Genomic DNA, 25,188 nt, shown 5'->3' with positions numbered 1-25,188 from the left:
TGGCATGTTTAAGTGTTTATTGCCAAAGACTCCCGTTATTTACTTGTCTATGCCGGCGTATCAATGGGACACGCCACCAGCGTACAATTACGTAAAGACCCGAAAACTTGTCAATCATAAGAGGTTACCGCTGAATCCCTCCCAGCCGCCGACCCGACAGGACGCACGACAACCCATTGCGGGACATGACAATACATCTCAACACCCGGGGCGGCCCCGTGGGGTGATTTTCGATATGGACGGGGTTTTGGTCGATTCCGAGCCGGTGCACTTTGAGTCGACCGTCCGGGTCATGCGGCAGTTCGGGTTGCCGTTTTCCGACGCCGACAATCGCCGGTTCATCGGCTCAACCGACCGGGTGATGTTCGCCGAACTGAAGCGGCAGCACGGACTGGAGGAGGAGATCGACGATCTGATCGCCCGGCGCAAGGCGATCTACCTCGAGTTGATTCAGAACGGCGCGCTGGTCTGGCGACCGGGGATCCGTGAACTGATCGCCGAACTCGCCGCGGCGGGGTGTCTGCTGGGACTGGCCTCCTCCGGGCTGCGGCGGATTATTGAGTACACTCTCGAGCGGGGCGGCATTCGCGGGTACTTCCGCGCGGTGGTTTCGGCCGACGACATTCCCGCGCCGAAGCCGTCGCCGGAGATCTATCTGGAAGCGGCGCGTCGGATCGGGATCGACCCGGCGCTCTGCGCCGCCATCGAGGACACCGACGTCGGAGTACGCGCCGCCAAGAACGCCGGCATGTATGTGATCGCCTTCCCCACCGCCACGACCGCGGCGATGAACTTCGATCCGGCCGACGTGCTGGCCGGCTCGGCGGAGGATATCCGGCGCGCGCTGGCGTGTTTCGGCAACCGCGACGAGTGAGCGGGAAACCCAACGCCCTTCGCGGCGGTTACCGACATATCCATCACCGTCCCGGAGGACCAATGCGCAGATTGATCGACTGGATCACCGACAGCGGAACCGACGAATCCCGTGTGAGTCTGGGCCTGCTCTGGCTGCGGATGGCCATCGGCGGATTCATGCTGGCGTTTCATGGCTGGGGAAAGCTCACCAACTACGGGGCGCGGCTGGAAAGTTTTTCCGACCCGATCGGCCTGGGCAGTCCGTTGACTCTGACGTTGGCGGTGTTCGCCGAGTTCATTTGTTCGGCCGCCTTGATTCTGGGTCTTTTCACGCGGGTGGCGGCCATCCCCCTGCTGGTGACCATGCTGGTGGCGGCGGGGATTGTGCACGCCGATGACCCATGGGGACGCAAGGAGTTCGCGCTCTTGTACGCGATTGGATTCCTGACGCTGTTTTTCACCGGGGCGGGCAAGTACTCACTGGATGCCAAGTTGTTCGGCCGGGGTTAACAAAGATTGCTTCGTCGGCCCGATCCGCCTCCGGCGGATCGGGCCTCCTCGCAATGACGGTATCGGATGAGGCCATTCAGCCAACGTCATTGCGAGGAGGAGACGCGCCACAGGCGCGTCGACGACGAAGCAATCTTTGTTCTCACCCGTTCATCGCGCGGACAATCTCATCATGCACATGTCCGTTGGAAGCGATGAAGGTGCGGATGTCGCGGGTGACCGGGCGGCCTTCGAGATCGGTGGCGCGTCCCCCGGCCGCCGCGACAATCGCCGCGGCGGCGGCAATGTCCCAGATTTTGATCGACGCCTCGACATTGGCCTCAAAACGGCCGCTGGCGATCAGATGGTAGGCCCAGCAGTCGCCGAAGCCGCGCACGCGCCGCGCGGCGTGGATCAGACGCAGCATGCCCGCTTCGCGGCCGATCTGGCGAAAGTAGTTCTGCCCGCCGAAGGAGACGCGCGCCGCTTCGAGATGATCGACATCACTGACACGCACGGGATGATCGTTCAGGAACGCGCCTCTCCCCTTTTCGCCATAGCACAGCTCACCGAGCGCCGGACAGTTGGAGACACCCAGCGCCAGTTCCCCCTTCACCATCAGCGCGATCTGGGTGCCGAAGACGGGGATGCCGGTCATGAAGTTCTTGGTGCCGTCGATGGGATCGATGATCCAGACATGATCCGAGTCGCCGGTGGTGCCAAACTCTTCGCCGAGGAAGGCATGGTCCGGATACGCGGCGCTGATTGTGGCGCGAATGATCTCTTCGGCGGCGCGGTCGGCGACGGTGACGGGGGAGCCATCGGCCTTGGCCTCATGCGCCACATGCGGACCATAGTGCCGCATGATGACGGGCTCCGCGGCGCGGGCGGCGGCGAGGGCGAGCTGGAGGAACGGCGAGAGCAACAAGATTAGATCCCATTGGTCCTATAGGACCGATCAGAATCCTCCCAAGGTTTTTCCCGCCAGCAAATGATAGTGCAAATGGAAGACCTCCTGCCCCGATTCGCGGCCGTTGTTGATTACCAGACGGAAGCCGCGCTCGGCGAAGCCAAGGTGCCTGGCGATTGCCTGCACCTCCTCGCTGAGCTTGGCGAGAACGTCGGGCGGCGTGTCCAGGAAGGTTGGATAATGTCCTTTCGGGCAGATCAGGACATGGGTCGGCGCCTTGGGATGAATGTCGTTGAAGGCGTAGACATGCTCGGATTCATAGCGGACGGTCGAGGGAATCTGTTTGGCAATGATCTTGCAGAAGATGCAGTTCGGATCGGTTGGGTGGCTCATAGTTCCCCCAGGTGTTGCATGACCAGAGTCAGCGCGGCGATCGCCGCGGTTTCGGCGCGCAGACGGCGCGGGCCGAGATTAATCAACTGCGCGCCGTGCGCAAAAAACAAGTCCCGCTCGGCGGGGTCAAAACCGCCCTCGGGACCGATGATCAGCATGACTCTGCCCGAGCGTCCGATCGGCGGGGCGGCGCTCAGACGGCCCCCGGTCGGGTCGGCCAGCCAAGCGCGGGCCTGAGCGGCCAGAAGCGGCACCGCCGCCTCGGGTGTCGCGATCGGGTCGACCACCGGCAGCACGGTGCGCAGCGATTGCTTCATCGCGCCCAGCGCCAGACGGCGCCAGCGCTCGACCCGTCGCGCGCCGGCTTCGGCGCCGCCGATTCCCGACGGGGATGCCTGGCAGCGCAGCGGCACAATCCGCGCCACACCCAGCTCAACCGCCTTCTCGATGATCCAATCGTAAACCTGCGGGCGTCCAACGCCGGCGGCGAGTGTGACCTGCGCGACCGGCTCACCGCGCTGACGGTGCACCCGGATGATCGCGCCGGAGACTTCCTTGGCGGACGCTTTCGCAATCTGGCAGTCGTAGGCGTTGCCTGCGCCATCGGTGACGGTGATCAGTTCGCCGGCGCGGAGGCGGCAGACGGAAAAGGCATGCCGCGCTTCCGGGCCGATCAGCGTGACGGTGTCGGCGGTGATGTGATCCGGCGGCGTCCAGAAGAAGCCGGGGGCATCCATGGCGCGCTGGTCATCGGTGTAGGGCACAGGGGAAAAATCGCGATGCACTCCCCCGGGGGACAGCGGTTTTTGTGTCGCCCGAACCGTGGCGCTCATCAGCCCGTGGCTGAGGGAGGATGAGACAACCCTGTGATGGCCGGGTGGCGGGTGAAAAAGATTGCTTCGTCGTCGTCCGCCTGCGGCGGACTCCTCCTCGCAATGACGTAATCAGTAATTCCAAGCCTCACATCGTCATTGCGAGACGGTCCGACGGCTCTTTGTCGGACCGGCGAAGCAATCTTGGTCGGCTCTCGAGTAATTCAAGACGCCTTTGTGCTCTGGGTTGTGGGATACTTGGAATTGCAAGCCCCGGAGGGGCGGCACAGAGATTGTGTAGCGGCGGCCTATCCGCCGAAGGTCTCGCGCAGTTTGTCGAGGAAGGATTTGTCGGCCTTGGGTTGCTGGCCGCCGGTGGATTTGGCGAACTTTTCCAGCAGTGCCTTGTCTTCCGAGGAGAGATTGGTCGGCACCCAGACCACGGTCTGCACCAGTTGATCGCCGGCGCCGTAGCCGCGCAGGTGCGGGATGCCTTTGCCACGCAGGCGGAAGAGCTTCCCGGACTGCGTGCCGGCAGGGATCTTCAGTTTCACATTGCCGTTGAGCGTCGGCACAATCACGCTGTCCCCCAGCGCCGCCTGCGGGAAGGAAATCGGAAGACGGTAGAGGACATCGTCGCCGTGGCGTTCGAAGTAGTCATGCGGGATTTCTTCAATCACGACGATGGCGTCGCCGGCCGGGCCACCGCGGGGCCCGGCGTGACCGGCGCCGCGGACGGTGATGTAGTTGCCCGAGGTCACGCCGGGAGGAACATTGACCGTGATGGTCGAGGAGCCATCGACCCGTCCCTCGCCGCGGCAGGCGGCGCAGGGATTTTCGATGATCTCGCCGGCGCCGCGGCAACGCGGGCAGGTGCTGATGTTGACGAACTGCCCGAAGACCGAGCGCGAAACATGGCGGACCTCGCCGCTGCCCTGGCACTGCGGGCAGGTGACCGGACGCGCGCCCCTTTTGGCGCCGGTGCCGCCGCATTCATCGCAGACGACCATGCGTTTGATTCTGAGTTTCTTCTCGACGCCGGTGAAGATCTCATCGAGGGTAAGCTTGAGCCGGACGCGCAGATCGGCGCCGGCGGGCGGCCCCGAAGGACCGCGTCGTCCGCCGCCCATCCCGAACAGTTCCTCGAAAGCGCCCCCCTGCCCGCCGAAGTCGCGCATGAAGGCGCGCAGCGCATCGGACAGATCGAAGCCATAGGCGCCGCCCTGGAAGCCGCCGCCCGGTCCGGCCCCGGCGCCGGAGAGACCGGCATGGCCGAACTGATCGTAAACACGCCGCTTCTCCTCGTCCTTTAAGACCTCGTAGGCCTCGGTCGCTTCCTTGAACTTTTCTTCGGCTTCCTTGTTGCCCGGGTTCTTGTCAGGGTGGAATTGGATCGCGAGCTTGCGATAGGCCTTCTTGATCTCATCGGCGTCGGCGTTGCGCTCGACCCCAAGGACCTCGTAGTAATCGCGTTTGGCGTGCGCGCGTGTCATCAGGACTCTTTATCGGGAGGGCGAAGCTCCTGCTGAGCCGTGACCGCGTGCGCCAACGCGGCGGCTCGGCGGGAGCCTCGCCCTCCCGGGTGCCTTGAATCTACTTCTTGTCCTTGTCGTCGACCACTTCGTATTCGGCATCCACCGCGCCGTCGCCTTTGGGCTTGGCCGCTTCGTCGGCGGCGGCTCCGCCGGTGGGCTGCGCGCCGGCGGTTTGCTGCGGGCCGGCGGTGCTTTGCTTGTACATCTCCTCGGCCAGTTTGTGCGAGGCGCGGGTCAGCTCATCGACGGCCGCGTCGATGGCGGCGGTGTCGGAGCCGGCCTGCACCGACTTCACCCTGGCGATCGCCTCTTCGATACGCTTCTTCTCGTCGGCGGAGACTTTGTCGCCGAAGTCTTTCAGGGTCTTCTCGACGGTGTAGACCATCTGGTCGGCCTTGTTGCGCGCCTCGATCAGCGCCTTCTTCTTCCTGTCCTCGTCGGCGTGGGCCTCGGCGTCCTTCACCATCGCCTTGATTTCCTGCTCGGTGAGGCCGCTGGAGGACTCGATGCGGATTTTCTGCTCCTTGCCGGTGGCCATGTCCTTGGCGGTGACGTGCACGATCCCATTGGCGTCGATGTCGAAGGTGACTTCGATCTGCGGCACACCGCGCGGGGCCGGCGGAATGCCGACCAGGTCGAAGCGTCCGAGCGTGCGGTTGTCGACGGCCAGTTCGCGCTCGCCCTGCAGGACATGGATCGAGACCGCGGTCTGGTTGTCGCTGGCGGTCGAGAAGATCTGCGACTTGCGGGTCGGGATGGTGGTGTTGCGCTCGATCAGCCGCGTCATCACGCCGCCAAGCGTTTCGATGCCCAGCGACAGCGGCGTGACATCAAGCAGAAGCACATCCTTCACGTCGCCGGCGAGCACGCCCGCCTGAATGGCGGCGCCGACGGCCACGACCTCGTCGGGATTGACGCCGCGGTGCGGGTCCTTGCCGAAGATCTCCTTGACGATCTCCTGCACCTTGGGCATGCGGGTCATCCCGCCCACCAGCACAACCTCATCGACATCGGAGGGCGACCAGCCGGCATCCTTGAGCGCCTGACGGCAGGGGCCAACGGTGCGCTGCAACAGGTCGGCGACCAGCGACTCGAGTTTGGCGCGCGAGAGCGTCAGGTCGAGGTGCTTGGGGCCCGACTGGTCGGCGGTGATGAAGGGCAGGTTGATCGAGGTCTGCATGGTGCTGGACAGTTCGATCTTCGCCTTTTCGGCCGCCTCTTTCAGGCGTTGGAGCGCCATGCGGTCCTTGCGCAGGTCGATGCCGTGGGAGCGCAGGAATTCATCGGCCATCCAGTCGATGATCTTCTGGTCGAAGTCATCGCCGCCCAGATGGGTGTCGCCGTTGGTGGCTTTCACTTCGAAGACGCCATCGCCCAACTCGAGCATCGAGATATCGAAGGTGCCGCCGCCCAGATCGTAGACGGCGATCTTTTCATCCTTCTTCTTGTCGAGGCCATAGGCCAGCGAGGCCGCGGTGGGCTCATTGATGATGCGCAAAACCTCCAGCCCGGCGATGCGTCCGGCGTCCTTGGTCGCCTGACGCTGCGAGTCGTTGAAGTAGGCCGGCACGGTGATGACCGCCTGTGTGACCGGCCCGCCGAGATAGTCCTCGGCCGCCTTCTTCAGCGCCTGCAGAATCATTGCGGAGATTTCCGGCGGGGAGTACTCGCGCCCGCCGGCGGTGACACGAGCGTCGCCGTTGGGCCCCTCGCTGACCTTGTAGGGGACCAGTTTCATCTCCGAGGAGACTTCGCTGTAACGGCGCCCCATGAACCGCTTGATCGAAAAGACGGTGTTCTCGGGGTTGGTGATCGCCTGGCGCTTGGCGATTTGCCCGACGAGGCGCTCACCGTCCTTCGTGAAGGCGACGACCGACGGGGTGGTGCGTCCGCCTTCGGCGTTGGGAATGACGGTCGGCTGGCCGCCTTCCATAACGGCGACGCAGGAGTTGGTCGTTCCCAGATCGATGCCGATGACTTTACCCATTGTTCAATCTCTCCTTTTGTTGCCCGTCGGGCGTCCGCGCGACGCCCTGCGGTGACCTCGCCCCTCACCCGGGCCGTCTCCCCGTGCGGGGACGAGGGGAATGTGTTGCCGCGGAGGCCGTCACTGCTCCGGCTTTTCCTCCGCCGGTTTGCCTTGCGAGACGACAACTTTGGCGTGGCGCAGGATCTTGCCGCCGAGACGGTAGCCGGGGGCGACTTCCTGCATCACGATGCCTTCGTCATACTCCTCCGAGGGCAGACGCATGAGCGCATCGTGCTCCTCGGGATTGAACGGCTTGCCAATCGTCTCCATCCGCTCCAGGCCGCGTTTTTCCAGCACGGTCCAGAACTTGGCCTTGATCTGGCCGATGCCCTGCGCGAATTGCTCGCCGGATTCGGCCTTGTGATCGGCTTCGAGGGCACGGACAAAGTCATCGTAGACCTCGGTCAGATCGCCGATCAGGTCGCGTTCAGCGCCGCGGATCAGGTCATTGAAGTCGCGGGCCGAGCGCTTCTTGAAATTGTCCCATTCCGCCGCGAGGCGGAGGTACTTGTCTTTCCAGTCGTCGGCCGGCGGCGCCGATGGGGCCTCCGGCTCCGGGGTCTCCACCTGGGGTTGTTCCCCGGCGGGGACAGCGTCGGTTTGCGGCTGTTGTGCGCTCACTTGTCAATCTCTTCCGATAGCACCTTGGCGACGTAGTCGACGATCGAAACCAGTTTGGCGTATTCCATCCGGGTCGGCCCCATGATGCCGATCGTGCCACGGACACGTCCGGCGGTGTAGGTCGCCGAGACCAGTGCGCACCCTTCGGCGCCCTGCAATTTCACTTCGCTGCCGATCGAAATCACGATGCCCTCGCCCATGCCGCGCTGGCGCAACACCTCGACAATCGGGGTGCGTTGCTCGATGACCCGCAACACGCCGCCCAAGGCCTCATGGTCGGCGAACTCCGGCTTGTCGAAGAGATTGGCGGTGCCGTTGACATGCAACGACTCGGCGGCGGGGCGCTCGAGCAGTTCGTCGGCGGCCTCGATGAACATCTTGATCAGGCGAGCGTCGACCCGCTCATCCTGACGCAGACGCTGGGCAACCAGGGTGCGCAACGATCCCAGCGGCTGGCCGGCGAGTCGCTCATTGAGCGCCTGCTGCGTGGCCTCCACCGCCTTGCGGTCCACCTCGGTGGAGACTTCCAGAAGCAGCGTGCGCACCAATCCAGTCTGCACGCCGAGAACCACCAGCAGCCGGCGCTCGGCCACCGGCACCAATTCGATGTGCGAGATGATGCCACGCTCCATGCTCGGGGCCAGAGTCACGCCGATCTGGGTGGAGACCTTCGCCAGCACATGGGCGGTCTGCTCAAGGATGTCATCGACGGCGCGTTTGGAGGCGGCGATGATCTCCTCGCGCAAACGGCGCGCCAGCTCATCGGGGACCGGCGAAGGCTCAATCAGGTTGTCGATGTAAGTGCGGTAGCCCTCGTCGGTCGGGACCCGTCCGGCCGAGGTGTGCGGCTGACGGATCAGCCCCATCTCCTCGAGGTCCTGCATCGTGTTGCGGATGGTCGCCGGCGACAGGCCGAGTCGGTACCGACCGGCAAGCACCCGCGAACCGACCGGCTCGGCGGTCGCGATGTAGTGGTCGATCAGGACACGGAGGATTTCCCGCTCCCGCGCACTGAGTTGATCAAATCCCATCGTTGTCCTCGCCGTGGCGGCCATCCCGCCCAATTCATTGATCGAAAACTAGTTCTAAAACAATATTAGCACTCAAGCGTTCCGAGTGCTAACACTTTTACGCCATTTTGCCCAACGAGTTTGCCGGACTGGCAGTCGATTCTGTCAATCCTCGACAAATTGTAGATAAGTCATTGTAGTACAAGCTGATACTAAAAAGTCGCCGCGATGTTTTGCGGAAGAATACTGATCGATTCCGGTCTGCGTTTCTGCATCGACTCGGCGGGACGTCCGCGACGCAGGACCAGAACAGTCACATCATCCTCGCCGCTTCCCCCCTCGCTGAACTCGTTGAGGGCGGAGATAATGGCATCGAGGGCGGTCCTGGCATCGGCCTTATTGCCCTTCAGGCAGTCCTCGACGCGCTTCATGCCGTAGGCCTCGCCGGCGCGGTTGCGGGCCTCGATCAGGCCATCGGTGTAAAGGACAATCGCATCGCCATCGGCGAGTGTGATTTCCTGCTCGGCCAGCGACAAGGACTGCGCGCCGTCGCCGATCCGCACGCCGATGGGACGTCCCTTGGGGTTGACCCGCAGGATGGTCCCGGTGGCGTTGAGATAGTGCAGCGCCGGCGTGTGCCCCGCCGAGGCGAGGGTGAGCCGGTGGCGGCGGGTATCGAGAACGCCGCAGACAACGGTCACGAAGGGGCCATTGGGGTGATGTTGCGCGAGGTAGGCATCGAGGTCCTGCAGGATCGCCACCGGCGAACGGCGCGCCGGAACGAGGATGCGCATCGCGGTGCGTACCGCGGTCATCACCAGCGCGGCCGGGAATCCCTTGCCGGCGACATCAGCGACGATGATCGCCCAGAGGCCATCGGCATTATCGATGGGGATGACGTCATAGTAGTCGCCGCCCACATGCTGGGCCATGCGGTAAGCCGCCTGGGCCTCGTAGCCATCGATGGCGGGCAGTTGCAGGGGCAGGAGGGCGCGCTGGAGTTGTTCGGCCTGCTCCATCTCGCGACGGGCCTGGTCGCGGCGGGCGATTTGGCGCTCGGAACGGGCCACCGCCTCGGTGACTTCGTTAATGGCGGTGACGACCTCGGCGATTTCATCCGGGGCGGAGCCGGGGGTGATGTTGGCCACCGCGCCCTGTGACTTGGCCTGACGAAGGACATCGCCCAAGCGCCGCAGGGGGCGTCCCATGAAGAATGCCACCAGCCCGACCAGCACGCCGCCGATGGCGATGACCGACAAGGCACCGATGAAGATCCGCCAGAACTCGGCCGACACCTGCCGTCCGAGCACCTCTTCATCCACCGCCAGCGCGATGGTGCCGACGTTGCGCCGGTCGATGGTGAGCGGCTCGCTGAAGTGGAACAGCGAATGTCCGCCGGCGATGACCGACCAGAAACCGCGCTGTCCCAGCGCGGCGCCGTGGGGCGGCATGTACGGGCTGCGCACCGCCTCGGGCGTTTCCGAGTGGGCGCGGACCCGTCCTTCCTCATCGGCGATGATCAGGTAGGCGACATCGGGCTGGGCCTGTTTCAAACCGACCACGAGCTGATCGAACTCGGCGTCGGAACGGTCATTGAGCATGTGCTGGGTGGCGGAGGCGGCCGCGGCGCGGGCGAATTCCTGCCAGCGGGCGACGAACTCGCTTTGCAGGGTCGAGCGGTTGTGCAGAAACAGCAGGGTGGCCCCGAACACGGTGACCGCCACCAGCGCCATCAGGCCGATCGCGGCCACCTTGCGCGAGAAGGCGCGGTGGCCGCCGGTGTTCTCGACGGGTCCCAGATACTTGGTCATAGTGAGGATATTCTCATCGCCGATGCGCTTGTAGTCGACGGCATCGGTCACTTTGCGGATGAGCAAAAGGCCGAGGCCTCCGCGTCGTCCGGTTTCCGCCAGTTTGTGCGCGTCGGGTTTGTCGTCCCAATTGACTTCGTAGGCGCGGCCGTTGTCGTGCAAAGTGAGGGTCACCAGCCGCCGGGTGGCGCGAATGCGCAACCGGAAGCGGCCGGGGCCATAGAGGTAGCCGTGCCGGATGATGTTGGAGACCGCCTCTTCGACCGCCAGGAGCAGCCCGGCGATCGCCTTCTTGTTGAGGCCGGTGGTCAGAAGCGCCGACTGCACGAACTGCCGAATCTCATCGAGCGATTCGGCGGCGGCGTTGAAAATGGCGTAGTATTCGGCCGTGTGATCGGTGAAGATCATTCGTCGTCCACGCTGGCGCTTTCACCGCCGAGGCGGCGGCGGACCTGGTCCAGGTTGGAGCGCAGACTCTCATTGCCGGGGAAGAGCACAAGCAGATCGCTCCAGAGCCGTTCGGCGGCGGCGAGATTCCCCTCGCGCAGCCGGCGCATGGCATCGAGGTACTTGCCCCAGGCGGCGGAGTCGGCCTGAATGGCGGCCAGCGAACCGGTGGCGGCGATCTTCTGCCGGGCGCGGTCGCGGTATTGCGCCGCCAGCGTGTCGTTCGGGTTGATCGCCAGCGCCTGCTCGAAATCGAGTTGCGCCCCGGCGAAATCATCGGCCATGAACTTCTCCATCCCGGTGCGGACATACGACGACGACTCGCGCTGGCGGGTCAGACGGCGCACGCGTTCGAGCAGATCGGCGCGGGTCGAGTCTTCGGCCAGGATGCGCTGGTAAATCCAGACCGCCTGGCTGGGGTCGCGCCGGTATTCGGCGTTGCGGGCCTCGGCCTCCCATTGCAGGAGCGCATGGGCGCGTTCCTGCCGAACCTGCTGGAGGAGATCGTAGGCGCGCGGGTGGTTCCAATCGAGACGCAACACCTCGGAGAGGCGGGCGTGGGCCTCGGCGTACCGTCCGGCGGCCAACGCTTCGGCGCCATCACGAAGCAGGACGGCGATGACATCGTTGTCGGCGGTTTGGGCCGATGCCGGCAACGCGGCGGCCATCCAGACGAAGACGAACAGACCGGTGACCAACCGACGGGGCGGGTGGAACGCGGACATGGGACAGACCCCCTTTTGCGGGACGCGGGACGCGCCCTCCGCGGTGCACGATGCGAAAATCCCTGCCCGCCGCAAGACAAAAGTGCGGCGGCGCGGGGAGGATCGGCGGAATTGTCGTCAGGCGGCGGGCGTCGAGCGGCCCGGGGCGAGCGGCGTACCCGCGGGCTGGATATGGATCGTCCGCTGCGGGAACGGAATGGTGATTCCGGCACGGTCGAAGGCGTACTTGAGCCGCCGACGGTACTCCCGCCCGACGACCCACTGCTCGCCCGGGCGCGTCTTGATCCGCGCCCTGATCACGATCTCCGAGGGACCATACTGATCGACACCGAAGACTTCGATGGGCTCGAGGATCCGATGTCCGAACCCTGGATCAGCCGCCAGGTCGCCATAGACCTCCTTCATCACGGCGGTCGCCCGGTCAATGTCCGATCCGTAAGAAATTCCGATGTCCATCACATACGCCGACCAGCACATCGTGCGATTGGCCAGCGTGACGACCGAACCATGCGGAAAGACATGGACCACGCCCTCGACGTCGCGCAGGACGATGGTGCGCAGGGTGATGGACTCGACCAGCCCGCCGGTGCCGTTGACGACGGCGATATCGCCGACGCGGACCTGGTTTTCGAGGATCATGAAAAAGCCGCTGATGACGTCGCGCACAAGGTTTTGCGCGCCGAAGCCGACGGCCAACCCGGCGATGCCGGCGCCCGCCAGAAGCGGTCCGATATTGAAGCCCAGTTCATTGAGGCTGCTGACGATCACCAGCGCCCAGATGCCGATCACCGCCACGGTGCGCAGAAGCGCCGTCAGGGTGCGCAACCGCTTCTCGGCGGCGATGCGCTCGATTTCATCCTCCGACCGCGACCGCTCCAGAAACAGCCGTTCCATGCGTCGGAGCGCGCGTTTGATCAGACGGATGGCGACCATGCCCACGATCACGATGACGATGACATGGAGGATCGAGAGCGTGATCTCGGCGCCGTGGTCGGCGATCATCTGCTGCCATTTCTGCCACAATCCGGAAAGCGACATGGGTCAACCCCCTTGCTGCGTCACGGCCGCTCCGGCCCCGGGCGCCGGCCGTGTTGGCTTCAGAATTCCAGTGTGATCTCTTCGAGCGTGAAGCGTGCGCGCACCGACAACGTGTCGGCGGCCAGCGCCCGGGGCTCGGCAAAGGCGAACGGCGCGAACGATCCGGCCAGCCAGCGGCCATCGTCATTGCTGTCGACGAAGCCGCCCAACTGCCAGCGACCGGCCGGCAGGGCCAGCGTGAAGGAACCGGGCACCGTCATCTTGCGCCGGACCCGACGGGCATCACCGATCGCGCGTGCCTCCAGCCAGAAAGGCGCCGCCGTCGCCTCGGCCGAGGTGACCCGTCCTTCGATCTCCCCCATCTGGCTTTCGCCCAGCGGACGGAAGCGCCAGCGATACACGCCGGGTCCGGCGGGGTTGCCGTTGAGATCGACCAATTGGGCGGAATCGAGCGTCACCAGGACAAGGAGCGTGTCGGGCCAGGGCGCCGACGGCACAAACTCCAGTTCCTGCTCGTGCACCCAGCGGGTCAGGCCATCGAGCCGTTGTCCGAGCGTGTCGGCGACCAATACGCCGTCATGCCATCGCGTGGTGTCCAGCGGCTCGGCGAAGACCCAGCGGATCGGATCGCGCGGCGTCAGCGCGGCATTGGGTTCGGGTAGAACGACCATCTCAATGCGCGGGCCGGTGGAGTCGCGTCCGAGCGTGTAGACACAACGGCAGACACTGTCGGAGAGAATCTGGCCAAGTTGATCGACGATACCGCCGACGGCAATCGTATAGACGCCGCCGTCCCGCCACTGGCCGCGCAGCAGTAGCTGGCTGGGGCGGCGCGCGGTGGGCGGCAATATGGTCGCGACGGCGGCGGCGCCATCGAGGGAATCGACCACACCCATCGACCACGTCGACATGCCGGCGGTGTCGAGGGGATGGGAAAACCCCACGGCGATCAACTGCGGTCCGACCGGCGCGCAGTCGCGCAGATGGAAGGGCACGGTGTCGCGAACGGTGACGAAGAACCGGGCGCTGTCCGGCAGCGCGTCATCGGCGACCGCGAAATCGCGCGGCGCAAGGGCAAAGGGCTCGCCATGATCGAGACGGCGGTTGCGGTTGTTGTCGCCGAGCACCAGCAATCGGTACCGTCCGGCGCGCAGATACGGCAACTGAAAACGGCCATCGGAGGCCGATTGGGTGTAGTAGTCGGGCGGCGAAAGCCAGAAGGTGTCGGGCAGCGACTCGAGCCGATAGGCGAAGACATCGAAGGCGGATTTGCCCTCGCCGGCGGCGATGATGCGTCCGCGAATCTCGCCGCGGTCCACCTGCGGGCCGGTGGAGAAGGCGAAGGTGTACGGCTCGGCCAGGGGATTGGCGCGGCGATCGGCGACGCGACTGCTGATCGTCACGCGGTAACTGGTGCTGTCGCGCAGCGTGTCGGACCAGGAGATGCTGACACAGCGCCCGCCCTTGGTCCACTCGATCTTCGCCTCCCCCGCGCGCGCGGGCGAGATCTCCCAGTTGCGGGCGAAGGTCGCCTTGTCGATTGGCTCGGAGAACTGGATCGTCAGGCCGGAGCGCCGGTCGACCCGCACATCGCCGCCGGCGGGCAGCGTCGATTCCACCTGCGGCGCGGTGGTGTCAGGGGGTCCGCCCTGCGGCGCGCCTTTCTGGGCGCATGATGTCCCCAGCAGGACGGCGACGGCCGCAAGAAAAAACCCGGCGTGACGGGATCGCATCACGCCGGGCAAGTAAGTCAGAGAAACCGCAAGGGGCAACCGAAAGCGGCGATTACAGGGCGCAGGGATTGCAGATCGCCTGCTCCGGGTCCTGGCCGCGGAAGGTGACATCGAGCATGATCACGATGTCCTGAATGTTGACGATGCCGTCGCAATTCAGATCGGTGGCCTGACGCGGGCAGTAGGGCTGGGCCACGGGCGTGCCATTGCGGAAGGCGACATCGATGGTGCTGACCACGTCCTGAATGTTGAGAATGCCGTCGCAGAACGGATCGCCGTGGCAGCCGCAATCGCAGCGCAGCTCGATCGTGCCCTTGGTGAACGACGGCACGATCAACTGGCTGTTGGCCCGGACATAGGCCAGCGAGTTGGCGGGGGTCCAGCAGGCGGTGTCGATCTCGAATATCCCGGGCGTCGTGCCCATGTGGGTCAGGATGATCTGCAACGAGGCGCCGGCGGCATCGCCGGGGTCAGCCCCGGCGGCCATCTCGATCTGATGGCCCGACTGACTGTCGCCGGTGCTGACGGTCCCGAAGAGGAGGCCATACGGTCCGGTCGGATAGGTGCAGGAGATGTCATCAGAGCAGTACGAATTCGACACCGGGCCGGAACAACTGTTGGGGCAAACCTGGCAGGTCCGGCGCACGACCCGCAACGCTTCGGGCCAGAGCGAATCGACATCGTCGGCAAAACCCAGCGGGCTGTTGGCGACACGCCCGGACGGGTTCATCACGTAGGCGATGCTTTCCGCAATGGCGGCGCCGGGTGTCAGCGGGCGGATCTCCAGCGGCACCAGCAGACCGGCAAGAGGCACGGCGTTGGAGACCGAGACGCCGACCACGGTGCCCGGCGTGCCGGTGATCAGAATCTGCGATTCCACGACAACCGAATTGGTCAGTGCCGACGAAGCGGGGCGTGGGGCATCCGGCTGTTCAGCGGCGGCGACGTACGCAAATGTGCCCAGCAAGACTGCGAGCGTCACGGCGGCGCGCCGTGCGGACTTCCCTGTGGACATGTAACACCTCCGTGAGGACCGTGCGTTGGCCTACCCTGCCGAAAACAAAGCAGACAGCCGGCGTTTTGTCAAGCGGGGTCGGGCGACCGGTCTAAAGCCCCAGCTTCTGCCGGATTTCCTGGCTGCCGGGTTCCAGTTCAAGCGCGCGGCGCCAGTGCGTGACCGCCTCGTCGCGCCGTCCGAGCGCGGCGAGGATGTCGCCCAGGTGGTCGTGGATCGTGGGATCGGATTCCAGCGATTGCAACGCCTTGCGGATCTCCGCCTCGGCTTCATTGAGACGGCCCAGCCGGAAAAGCGCCCAGCCGTAGCTGTCGAGGTAGGCGCCGTTGTCCGGCTCCTGCTGCAGAGCGCGCTGGATCAACTGCAGGGATTCGTCAAGGCGGATCCCCGAATCGGCGTACATGTAGCCGAGGTAATTGAGGGCGATGCCGTTGTCGGGCTCGCGGGCGATAAGGTTTTCGAACACGGCGACGGCGCGGTCGAACTGCCCGGAACGCTCCAGCGCCGCGCCGAGGGAAAACTGCACGCGGGCGTTGAGGGAATCGACGCGCCAGAGTTTGTCGAGCCAGACCGCGGCGGAATCGTAGCGTTCGGCGCGCGAGTAGGCCAGCCCGATGAAGTACCAGAAGTCGCGCTCATCGCCGGTCGCCTGGATGGCGCGGTGCGCGGTGGCCACCGCGGCATCGACCGAATCCTGATCCAGCAGCGCCTGCCCCAGATGCAGCCAGGCATCGGGGAAGGAATCGTTGACCGCGATGGCGCGGGTGAAAAAATCCTTGGCGACTTGGTATTCGTTGCGGTCGGCGGCGATGCGGCCGCGGTAATAGAGCGGCAGATAGGGATCGACGGAACTGCCGAGCGCGACAAAGAGCGACTCGGCCTTCTCCTCCTGGCCCGTGGAGTACCACAGGACGCCAAGACGGAGCCGTTCGGGATCGTCGGGACGCACCGCCAGTATCTGCTCGATCACGGCGATGGCCGAATCGGGCTGGTCGGCGGCGAGGAACAACTGGATCAAGCGACGGTGCGGCGTCAGCTCGGTCGGCGGCGACATGGCGATGACCTGACGGTAGGCGTGGGCGGCTTCATTGTAGCGACCCAGCGGTTCGAGCGCGCCGGCCAACCCAATCCAGGCGTCGCGTCCGGCCCACCCCGAGTCGATCTTGAGCGCCTCCTGGAACGCGATCACGCTCAGATCAAACTGCCCCAGCCGGGAGCGCAGGTCGCCGAGCTCGATGTAGACCCGCCCATCGGCGCGCAGCCGCGCCAGCCGTTCGAGATCGTCGGCGGCCTGATTCAGATTGCCCTGGCGCAGCGACAGACGCGACAGGTACCACCAGGTCTCGGCGTCGGTGGAATCGAGGGCGACAATTTCGCGATAGATGGCCGCCGCGGCTTCGTCATGACCCATGAAACGGTGGCTGCGCGCGATCAGTTCGAGGACACGGCGGTCGCGCTCGGGGATCTCCTCGGCCACGGCGATGGCGCGGTCGAAGCGGCGCATGTTGAAGTAACAGTCGGCCAGCGACAGGCGAATCTCGGTGGAGCCGGGATCGAACTGCAGCGCGCGCTCGAAGGCCTGCGCCGCCTGCTCGAGATTGCCTTCCTCCTTGAGCGTTGTGCCTTCCATGAAGAGATAGTAGGCGGCCTGCCCCTTGGCGGGATCGATCGGGGCCGCGGCGGCTGCCGAGTCGGCGACGACGGACTTCGGCCGAGTCGATCCACAGGCGGACAGCAACAGGAACGCGCAGGCAGGGACAAGCGCAACGCGCACGAAGGTCAACAGACGCAAACGGGACTCCCCCTTCCAAAAAACAATCAGCGGATGAACCGGGTCCATCCGCTGATTATACGACTTTGGCCGAAGAGGTTGCAGTGAAAAGCGGGAACCTACTTTACCTTGTTGTTCGAGCCGCCGGCGACAAAGAACAACAGGAGCGCCAGTCCGGCGAATGGAATGAGGGCCCACCAGTCGGCCCCGGAGATGGCACTCAGCCAGGCGGACTTGTCCCAGGTGGCATCGGCGCCCACCCCCTGCACGATGGCCTGGAAGAGTCCGGCGAACGCGCCGCCGGCGATTAGTCCGCTGGCAAGCAGGACGCCCGGCGAGAACTCGGCCTCGGCCGCCGAGACCTTGCGGCGCTTGTCGATGATCATCCGGACCACGCCACCGACGAAGATCGGCGTGGAGGTCGAAATCGGCAGATAAAGACCCACGGCAAACGGCAGCGACGAGACGCCGACCAGTTCCATCATGAAGGCGAGCGCCACACCGATCAGCACCAGCGCCCACGGGAGCTTGCGGGTGAGAATGCCATCGATGATGAGACTGAACAGGCGCGCCTTGGGAGCGTCGAATTTGGTGACCGCCACGATCCGATGAGTGATCGCGCCGCCGGCATCCACGAGGTAGCGTCCGGGCGGCACGCCATCGCGTCCCGAATGCAGTTCGAGAATCGGGGCCGGCCCGGTGGCCAGCAGGAAGGTGGGCGCATCGGCCGGCAGCGCCTCGGCGCGGAAGTTGGCATACTCGCCGGCCGGGATCGGCTCGACTTTTTCCACATCGGTGCCGCACACGCCCGGATCCATCAAGTAGACAATCTTGCCCTGGTCGTTGACGAGGTACTGTCCGGTGGGCACGCCGTTGGTCGGTTCGGGAACCGACACGACCGGATACGTCTTGCCGTCGTAGGCCTGGACCTTGCGCGCATCGGGCGCCACGGTCGCGGTGAACTGCGGGTAATCGCGCACCGAGAAGGTGGTCTTGGATTCGTTGAGGAACAGAAGCGTGTAGCCGATCACGATCGCGCTGGTGACGACGCCGACCAGGATGCCGATTTGCTGCAGTGACGGGGTCGCGCCGACCAGGTAGCCGGTCTTCAGCGATTGGGAGATGGTCCCGCCGTTGGATGCGGCCACACAGACCAGCGCGGCGGTGGTCAAGGCCATGGCCCGGTAATCGACACCCGTCCAGCCCACCGCCAGGAAGAGCAAGCAAGTGATGAGCAACGTGGCCACGGTCATGCCGGAGATCGGATTTGAAGAGGAGCCGATCTCGCCGGTGATGCGGCTGGACACGGTGACGAAGAAGAATCCGAACAAGACGATCAGGATGGCCGAGACGAAATTGATTTGAAGCATCGGCGCGGCCCAGATGGCCAGGACCAGCGCGGCGCTGCCGCCGAGCACCCAGACCATCGGGATGTCGCGTTCGGTGCGCGGGACAACCACTTGCGTGCCGCGACGCGCCGCCGACAGCGAGCCGACCCCGCGTTTGAAGGCGCCGATGATCGAGGGAATCGAGCGGATCAGGCTGATGATGCCGCCGGTGGCCACGGCGCCGGCGCCGATGTAGAGCACATAGGCGTTGCGCAGTTCACCGGGACTCATGTCGCGAATCAGTTTTGTCGCGGGGAAGATCACCTGTTCGAGCCCGTCGCCGAAGACCTTGATGATCGGGATGATCACAATGAAGGCAAGCGCGCCGCCGGCCATCATGTTGGCCGCGGTCTTCGGGCCGATGATGTAACCGACGCCCAGAAGCGTCGCGGAGACTTCCGCCGAGATCGACGCCCCCTTGAAGAAGCGCAGCGTCCAGTCGGAGGTGTCTTTCCAGAAGCGGGTGACCAGGTTGAGGAACCCATAGACAAATCCGACGATCGCGCCCAGAAACACCGTCTTGGCAGTGGTGCCGCCCTTGTCGCCGACGATCAGCACGTCGGCGCAGGCGGTGCCCTCGGGGTAGGTGAGCTTGCCGTGCTCCTGCACGATCAGCCCTTGGCGCAGGGGGATCATCATCAGCACGCCGAGCATGCCGCCAAGCAGACCGACCAATAGGATGCGCATGAACTCCAGATCCTGCCCCATCAACAGCAGCGACGGGAGGGTGAAGGCCAGCCCGGCGGCGATCGACTCGCCGGCGGAGCCGACGGTCTGCACCATGTTGTTCTGGAGGATCGTGGCGCGTCCGAAGGCGCGGAAGATCGTGATCGATAACACCGCGATCGGAATCGACGCGGAGACGGTCAGGCCCACCTTCAACGCCAGATAGACCGAGGAGGCGGCGAAGACGATGCCGAGGATTGATCCGATGACCAACCCGCTGACCGTCATTTCCGTGATCGTTTTTTCCGGGGCGATGTACGGTTTGAACTGGGTGGTAGTCATGCCGGATGATAACGGCGGTTTTCCGGGCGCAACAAGGCCAAAGTTGGCCGCGCTGTCAGAGACTGGCCTGTGCGCGCAATCCGGCGTAAAATAATCCGCCATCGGCGCCGATCAGAGTCGTTCCAGAAAGTCCACCGTCTGCGCGAGGATCTTCTCCGGCGGCGGCGTGCGCTCGCCATCCAGTTCGATCACGCGGTGCGGGGTGCCGAAGGGATTCCAGATGGATTCATAGCGCTGGCGCGTGGAGCCCCAGGCCAGCGTGCGCGAGCCGTGCAGCGGCGGCACCCACACCAGATGCGGCGCGCGGCAGAGACTGGCCAGATGGATCGGGCCGCTGGATGGACCGACAACCAAGCGCGCGGCGGCCAGCAAATTCATCACGGCATCGAGCGGATGGCCGCGACAGTCGAGTGTCCCCTCGGGCAGAAGCGAGGCATCCAGCGAACCGATCGACGCCACCGTCAGGCCGAGGGCGCGCAGCGAGGCCACATACCGGTCCCAGTCGCGTTGCCGCCAGTTGAGCGCATTGATGAGCGGATTCTTGCCGCGTTTGGTGCGCGCATGGACCACCACGTCGGCAACCGGGCCGGCGGCACGCGCCGCCTCGCGCGAGCCGAAGGGTATGAAGACCTGCTCGCTGGTCGGAACAAATCCCGAAGGACGGATGCGCTGGACACGGCAGCCGCGCGCTTCGTACTCGCGCTGCAAGCTGTCGAGATGAAGACGCACCCGCTCCGCCTCGCGACGATTGCTGATCTTCTTCATTTCCCAGCAGTCGCGCAGACCCTCGATGCGGTGCGGCACAAAGAGCGGATTGAGGTCGGCGTAGAGCGGAAGATGCCCGTCGGTGCTGGCGACGACCACGGCGTCGAATCCCTCCTGCGCGCGCCGACGCACCAGGCCCTGCCAGCACATGATTTCCCAACCAAACTCGGCGGTGCAGACATCGGCAATGAGGACATTGTTCACGGCGGCGGATGATAAGGGCTTGGGAGGTGATCGACAAGATCGCAGGTGGAAACGTTGGTGGAACACGTTACGCGGCAATATCTTACGACTCCCTACCCGCTTTGACTGTCGGTGGCCAAACCAGAGCGAACTTTTCCTGTTGCATCCCTGAAGGCATTGGTTATCATGCCGTTGGATGAGGGAGGGGCGCACAAGTCGCCGCCCTTCCGATGCCGTTAGTCCCTTGGGCCGTCCCCTCCCCGGCCCGGTTGGAATCGATGATTCTGACCCGCGTCCTGCGACAACTTTGGTTTTCAACGGGAACGTCTGGATTTTTGACGGGTAACTGGTAACATGAGCGCCCCCATGGTCACTAAAGAGATGGTAATGGACCAGTTGAGAAAGTGTTTCGATCCGGAGATTCCGATCGTCTCGCTGGTTGATCTGGGTTTGATCTACGATGTCCGGGTGGATGCGAACAACAATGTCGATGTCGACATGACGTTGACGGCGCAGGGGTGTCCGGCGCACCAGATGATTTCGCAGGACGCCGCCTCGAAGCTGCGCCAGATCCCCGGCATCGGGACTGTAAATGTGCATGTGGTCTGGGAACCGGCGTGGACGCCCGACCGCATGAGCGACACGGCGCGCAAGGCGCTGGGCTGGGTGTAACCCGGTTCAGCTTTACAATCAGGACTCGTCACGGATGATGAGTCTTCCACCCCAACCATAGGAGGGTGCTATCGATCCCAAAACCGTGAATGGTTAATCCCCCATGGGTTGGCCCGCGCTGGGGTGGGCCACCCGGGCGATGCAGTCAGACGGGCTGTCCCTCACGGTCCGTGCCGGAACGGGGTTAATCGAAGACAGGTCAGACAATGACTTCACCCCACTTTCCAAGTTGTGCCCGTACATCGCAAGCCGTTGCACACTGGTTGTCTTGGCACGGATGTTGCGGACAGAGGTTAACAAGGGACGTTAACACAAACCCATTTGCACATGGGGGTTCAGAATGATGGTAAAGAAATGCCTAATAGTGACACTGGCAGTGCTGGTGCTGTTGCCGGCGATGGCGGTCGCGGGCGCGGCGCCCACCAAGGATAGGGTGGGGATCGGCGCGCCGGTGATGGCCGCGGCCGGCCAGGGCACGACCCGCCGCGTCACAGTGCCGCTCCTGATGGACAACACCCAGCCGCTGGTGGCAATGGATATTCCGCTGCGGTTCGGGCAGCCGGGCGACGGCATCAATCTGGTCAATGTCGAGTATGCCAGCCGCGTTGACTACTTCGACGAGAAGATCACCAACATCGACAACGAGAACAAAACGATCGTGATGGGCTTGATCTCGATGGCCTACGATGCCAACAAGCCCGATCTCGAAGTCGGTTCCGGCCCGATCGCGTTCCTGACGTTCGACATTTCCGATCCGACCATCGACCGGTTTACGATCAACTCCGAATACATTCCGACCCCGGCGCACAAGCTCATGCTGGTCTGGCATGAGACCAACGCCCAGGGCCAGCTGGAAGTCCGCTGGAACGAGGACCTGGAATTCCGCATGGAAGTCCCGGTCACCAGCGCCGGCTCGGTGCCCGTTCCGACCTCGTACGCGCTCGATCAGAACTACCCGAACCCGTTCAACGCCGGCACGGTCATCAGTTTTTCGCTGCCCGAAGCCAGCCAGGTGAAGGTGACGGTGTTCAACGTGCTGGGCCAGACGGTGCGTGTGCTCGCCGATCAGGAGATGACGGCGGGTGTGCAGCGGGTCGAGTGGGATGGACGCGACGAGAACGGCATGCAGGCCTCCTCGGGGGTCTACTTCTACCGCATCACGGCGAACCACTTCACCGACACCAAGAAGATGACGCTGCTGAAGTAACCGGCGCATCCTCGGCATCAACCACAAACCCCCGCCGGGCAACCGGCGGGGGTTTTTGTATTCGTGTGGCGCGTCCGGTGGGAGGGCGAGCCGCCCGCGGCAGGATGCGTGAGATGATGCACCGGCGGACGGTGCCCGCGCTGCCGTTTCGCTTCAAGAGCAACAAAGATCCCAAGACCCGGCAAAGAGCGCCGGGTCTTGGGATGACGGTATTGGGGATGACGGCATTGGGGATGATGGTATTGGGGATGATGGTATTTGGGGATGTGTGATGATGTATGATGAGGGCGAGTCACAGACCCGCCCCTACGGTTGATTACACATTCAAATTGTACGGGCAGGTCTCAGACCTTCCCCTTGTTGCCAGCGCGAAAGTGCGGGCGATCCGCCGCGGCGGATCGTCCTCCTTGGCAGAGTCCAACCGTGAGGGTATCAGTGTTTGATGGTGCAATTGGGGCAGGAGCCGGACTTGGACTTGGCGGATCTGATACGGGTGCGGATGATGTAGAGCGCCGCCGCGGCGACAAGGACGCCGATGGTAAGATGCTGCAGCCAGTCGGGAATCTGCATCGCCATCTCCTCAGAAGAACCGCAATCCAATCTGACGGGTGATGAAGGCGGCGCCATAGGCCAGTGTCGCCATGTAGGCGAAGGCGAAGGCGGGCCACTTCCAGCCGCCGGTCTCGCGTTTGATCACCGCGAGCGTCGAGACGCATTGGAGCGCGTAGGCGTAGAAGACCAGCAGCGTGATCGCCACCAGCGGGGTCCAGACCGGCGCGCCGGTCTGCGGGTTGGTGTCGGCCTTCAGTTTTTCGGCCAGGCCGGCATCGTCCGCCGATGATCCGACGCCGTAGGTGACGCCCATGGTCGAGACAAAGACCTCGCGGGCGGCAAACGAGCCGAGGATGCCGATGCCGATCTTCCAGTCGAAGCCCAACGGCTCCAAAACCGGCTCGAGGGCGCGCCCGATGTGGCCCGCCAGCGATCCGCGCAACCGTTCGGCGGCGGCGCGATTGTCCAGCGCGGTCAACTGGTCCTCTCCGGCATTCTGCTGAATCAGCGCCTGCCGTTCGGCGGCAAAGCGCGCTTCGATGTCCTGGTGGCGCGGGTAGCTGAAGAGCGCCCAGAGCACGATCGAGGCGGCGAAGATCAGGGTGCCGGCGGAGACCAGGAAGGTCCGCGCGCGGTCCCACAGCGTGATGAGCAGGGTCTTCAATCGCGGCATGCGATAGGTCGGCAGTTCAAGCAAAAGCGGCGGGGTCGGACCGCGCAGGATGGTGCGGCGGAAAATCGCCGCCACCAGCATCGCTCCGAGAATGCCCATCAGGTAGAGCCCCAACAACGTGAGCCCCTGATAGCCAAACGGTCCCCAGACTCTGGTCTCGGGCACAAACGCGGCGATGAGCAGCGCATAAATCGGCAACCGCGCTGAGCATGTCATCAGCGGCGCGATCAGGATGGTGGCCAGCCGGTCCTTCTGATGCGGGATGGTGCGTGTGGCCATGATCCCCGGCACCGCGCAGGCAAAAGACGAAAGCAACGGGATGAAGCTGCGTCCGGAGAGGCCGACCTTCGCCATCGCGTAGTCGAGAATGAAGGCGGCGCGTGACAGATAGCCCGAGTCTTCCAGCAGAGTCAGGAACAGATAGATCAAGAGAATCTGCGGCAGGAAGACCAGCACCGCGCCGACGCCGGCGATCACACCATCGTTGAGCAGACTGTGCAACGGCCCGGGCGCGAGGACGCCGTCGACCAGCGACGGCAGCCAGGTGTCGGTGAGATAGGCAATCGCGTCGGCCGGATAGGAGGCCCAGGTGAACACCGACTGGAACACCAGCGCGAGGACCACGACAAGGATGATCGGTCCGAAGACGCGGTGGAGGAAGAGGTCATCGAGACGGCGTGTCCAGTCGGCCTGGCCGCGGCCCTCGAACCGCACCACCTCATGGGCGACATCGCGCTGCCACTTGTAGCGGGCCTCGACAATGAAGCGGCGCACGGTCTCCTCATCCAGCCCGAGATCGGCGCGCACCTGCCCGGCGATCTTTTCCAGCTTCTCGGTGCAGGCGGGTGTATGTTGGCCGGCGACGCAGTAGAGTGTCTGGATTTCGGTGGAGTCGGCCAGCGGGGCCGATTCACGGATGCGGCTTTCCAGCGCCGGCGGCAGGCGGAACCCGCGATCCGGGGTCTGCCAGCCGCACCCAAGGATGCGTTCAAGTTCGTTGCCGAGTTGCTCCAGCCCCTCCCCCTTGGCGGCGACCACCGCGACCACCGGCACTTTCAGCCGCGCGGCGAGGCGTCGCGCATCGACCGAAAGCCCGCGACGGCGGGCTTCATCGACCATGGTCAGGGCAATGACCGTGGGCAGGCCGGTTTCGATGATCTGGCCGGCGAGATAGAGGTGGCGCGCCAGATTGGTCGCATCGACCACGCAGATCACCGCATCGGGAGGCGTGGCATGGTCGCGGCCGAAAATGATGTCGGAGGCGACCTTCTCATCCGGCGAGCGCGGAATGAGCGAATAGCAGCCGGGCAGATCGAGGAGGTCGAACCGCGCGCCGCGGAAGCACCACGCGCCGGTCTTGCGTTCCACGGTGACGCCGGGATAATTGCCGGTCTTTTGACGCAGACCGGTCAGGGCATTGAAGAGAGTCGTCTTGCCGGAGTTGGGATTGCCTGCCAGCGCGACGGTGTAGGTACGTTGAGTCTGGTTGGCGGCGATGGACATGCGGATCCGGAGTGTTACGGCGGCGGACGCGGGGCTGCCCCCC

General features: G+C 64.5%; 23 protein-coding genes. 6 read left to right on the top strand and 17 right to left on the bottom strand.

Annotation, left to right across the window (positions count from 1 at the left end; translation table 11 throughout):
• Window positions 1-4 precede the first annotated feature (4 nt).
• A complete protein-coding gene (locus VNN55_07940) occupies window positions 5-874 on the top strand; it encodes an HAD family phosphatase (GenBank protein ID HWO57481.1) in 870 nt (289 codons plus the stop codon).
• Between the two features lie 62 nt (window positions 875-936).
• A complete protein-coding gene (locus tag VNN55_07935; GenBank protein HWO57480.1) occupies window positions 937-1,365 on the top strand; it encodes a DoxX family protein in 429 nt (142 codons plus the stop codon).
• Between the two features lie 142 nt (window positions 1,366-1,507).
• Here the strand turns inward: VNN55_07935 and VNN55_07930 are convergent, their stop codons facing one another.
• From VNN55_07930 to VNN55_07865, 14 genes are all read right to left on the bottom strand, one after another.
• Window positions 1,508-2,272 (bottom strand): inositol monophosphatase family protein, encoded by a 765-nt coding sequence (locus VNN55_07930; GenBank protein HWO57479.1) that lies wholly within the window; start codon window positions 2,270-2,272, stop codon window positions 1,508-1,510.
• Between the two features lie 30 nt (window positions 2,273-2,302).
• Window positions 2,303-2,647: a histidine triad nucleotide-binding protein gene (locus tag VNN55_07925; protein ID HWO57478.1), complete on the bottom strand. Its 345-nt coding sequence runs from the start codon at window positions 2,645-2,647 to the stop codon at window positions 2,303-2,305.
• Window positions 2,644-3,480 carry an RsmE family RNA methyltransferase gene (locus VNN55_07920; GenBank protein ID HWO57477.1) on the bottom strand — a complete coding sequence of 279 codons (837 nt, stop codon included), beginning with the start codon at window positions 3,478-3,480 and terminating at the stop codon, window positions 2,644-2,646. The genes VNN55_07925 and VNN55_07920 overlap by 4 nt, the downstream gene beginning before the upstream one ends.
• A 287-nt stretch (window positions 3,481-3,767) precedes the next feature.
• Window positions 3,768-4,952, bottom strand: coding sequence for a molecular chaperone DnaJ (gene dnaJ, locus VNN55_07915; GenBank protein HWO57476.1), 1,185 nt, complete (start codon window positions 4,950-4,952; stop codon window positions 3,768-3,770).
• 100 nt (window positions 4,953-5,052) lie between these two features.
• Window positions 5,053-6,981: a molecular chaperone DnaK gene (dnaK, locus tag VNN55_07910; GenBank protein HWO57475.1), complete on the bottom strand. Its 1,929-nt coding sequence runs from the start codon at window positions 6,979-6,981 to the stop codon at window positions 5,053-5,055.
• Between the two features lie 120 nt (window positions 6,982-7,101).
• Window positions 7,102-7,644, bottom strand: a complete 543-nt coding sequence (locus VNN55_07905) for a nucleotide exchange factor GrpE (protein HWO57474.1) — start codon at window positions 7,642-7,644, stop codon at window positions 7,102-7,104.
• The gene (gene hrcA, locus VNN55_07900) at window positions 7,641-8,675 is read right to left on the bottom strand and encodes a heat-inducible transcriptional repressor HrcA (protein HWO57473.1); all 1,035 of its coding nucleotides are present in this window, start codon (window positions 8,673-8,675) and stop codon (window positions 7,641-7,643) included. Before hrcA ends, VNN55_07905 begins: the two co-directional genes overlap by 4 nt.
• A gap of 191 nt (window positions 8,676-8,866) precedes the next feature.
• The gene (locus VNN55_07895; protein ID HWO57472.1) at window positions 8,867-10,873 is read right to left on the bottom strand and encodes a SpoIIE family protein phosphatase; all 2,007 of its coding nucleotides are present in this window, start codon (window positions 10,871-10,873) and stop codon (window positions 8,867-8,869) included.
• Window positions 10,870-11,637: a hypothetical protein gene (locus tag VNN55_07890; protein HWO57471.1), complete on the bottom strand. Its 768-nt coding sequence runs from the start codon at window positions 11,635-11,637 to the stop codon at window positions 10,870-10,872. Before VNN55_07890 ends, VNN55_07895 begins: the two co-directional genes overlap by 4 nt.
• Before the next feature lie 117 nt (window positions 11,638-11,754).
• Complete coding sequence (locus VNN55_07885) at window positions 11,755-12,675, bottom strand: mechanosensitive ion channel family protein (protein ID HWO57470.1); 921 nt, start codon at window positions 12,673-12,675, stop codon at window positions 11,755-11,757.
• Between the two features lie 59 nt (window positions 12,676-12,734).
• Window positions 12,735-14,408, bottom strand: a complete 1,674-nt coding sequence (locus VNN55_07880) for an Ig-like domain-containing protein (protein ID HWO57469.1) — start codon at window positions 14,406-14,408, stop codon at window positions 12,735-12,737.
• 52 nt (window positions 14,409-14,460) lie between these two features.
• On the bottom strand, window positions 14,461-15,423 hold the full coding sequence (locus VNN55_07875) for a hypothetical protein (GenBank protein ID HWO57468.1): 963 nt from the start codon (window positions 15,421-15,423) through the stop codon (window positions 14,461-14,463).
• 91 nt (window positions 15,424-15,514) lie between these two features.
• Window positions 15,515-17,215, bottom strand: coding sequence for a tetratricopeptide repeat protein (locus tag VNN55_07870; protein ID HWO57467.1), 1,701 nt, complete (start codon window positions 17,213-17,215; stop codon window positions 15,515-15,517).
• A gap of 98 nt (window positions 17,216-17,313) precedes the next feature.
• The gene (locus tag VNN55_07865; protein ID HWO57466.1) at window positions 17,314-19,521 is read right to left on the bottom strand and encodes an oligopeptide transporter, OPT family; all 2,208 of its coding nucleotides are present in this window, start codon (window positions 19,519-19,521) and stop codon (window positions 17,314-17,316) included.
• On the opposite strand from VNN55_07865, the gene VNN55_07860 reads away from it, so the two are divergent.
• Window positions 19,514-19,684 carry a hypothetical protein gene (locus tag VNN55_07860; protein ID HWO57465.1) on the top strand — a complete coding sequence of 57 codons (171 nt, stop codon included), beginning with the start codon at window positions 19,514-19,516 and terminating at the stop codon, window positions 19,682-19,684. The genes VNN55_07865 and VNN55_07860 overlap by 8 nt on opposite strands.
• Window positions 19,685-19,701: 17 nt before the next feature.
• On the opposite strand, the gene VNN55_07855 is transcribed toward VNN55_07860, so the two are convergent.
• Window positions 19,702-20,559, bottom strand: coding sequence for a hypothetical protein (locus VNN55_07855; protein HWO57464.1), 858 nt, complete (start codon window positions 20,557-20,559; stop codon window positions 19,702-19,704).
• 366 nt (window positions 20,560-20,925) lie between these two features.
• Between VNN55_07855 and VNN55_07850 the strand changes: the two genes are divergently transcribed.
• The 3 genes from VNN55_07850 to VNN55_07840 all read left to right on the top strand — a co-directional run bounded on the left by VNN55_07850 (window position 20,926) and on the right by VNN55_07840 (window position 22,689).
• Window positions 20,926-21,210, top strand: coding sequence for a metal-sulfur cluster assembly factor (locus VNN55_07850; GenBank protein ID HWO57463.1), 285 nt, complete (start codon window positions 20,926-20,928; stop codon window positions 21,208-21,210).
• Between the two features lie 340 nt (window positions 21,211-21,550).
• Window positions 21,551-22,417, top strand: coding sequence for a T9SS type A sorting domain-containing protein (locus VNN55_07845; GenBank protein HWO57462.1), 867 nt, complete (start codon window positions 21,551-21,553; stop codon window positions 22,415-22,417).
• A gap of 113 nt (window positions 22,418-22,530) precedes the next feature.
• The gene (locus tag VNN55_07840; GenBank protein HWO57461.1) at window positions 22,531-22,689 is read left to right on the top strand and encodes a hypothetical protein; all 159 of its coding nucleotides are present in this window, start codon (window positions 22,531-22,533) and stop codon (window positions 22,687-22,689) included.
• A gap of 160 nt (window positions 22,690-22,849) precedes the next feature.
• Here VNN55_07840 and VNN55_07835 read toward each other — a convergent pair whose 3' ends face one another.
• Complete coding sequence (locus tag VNN55_07835) at window positions 22,850-22,987, bottom strand: hypothetical protein (protein ID HWO57460.1); 138 nt, start codon at window positions 22,985-22,987, stop codon at window positions 22,850-22,852.
• Between the two features lie 10 nt (window positions 22,988-22,997).
• On the bottom strand, window positions 22,998-25,145 hold the full coding sequence (feoB, locus tag VNN55_07830) for a ferrous iron transport protein B (protein ID HWO57459.1): 2,148 nt from the start codon (window positions 25,143-25,145) through the stop codon (window positions 22,998-23,000).
• Window positions 25,146-25,188: the final 43 nt, after the last annotated feature.

This window comes from bacterium (assembly GCA_035559435.1).
Taxonomy (GTDB): Bacteria; Zixibacteria; MSB-5A5; order WJJR01; family WJJR01; genus JACQFV01.
Note: the sequence above shows the minus strand (reverse complement) of the source record. Positions and strands in the feature narration are given on the sequence as shown.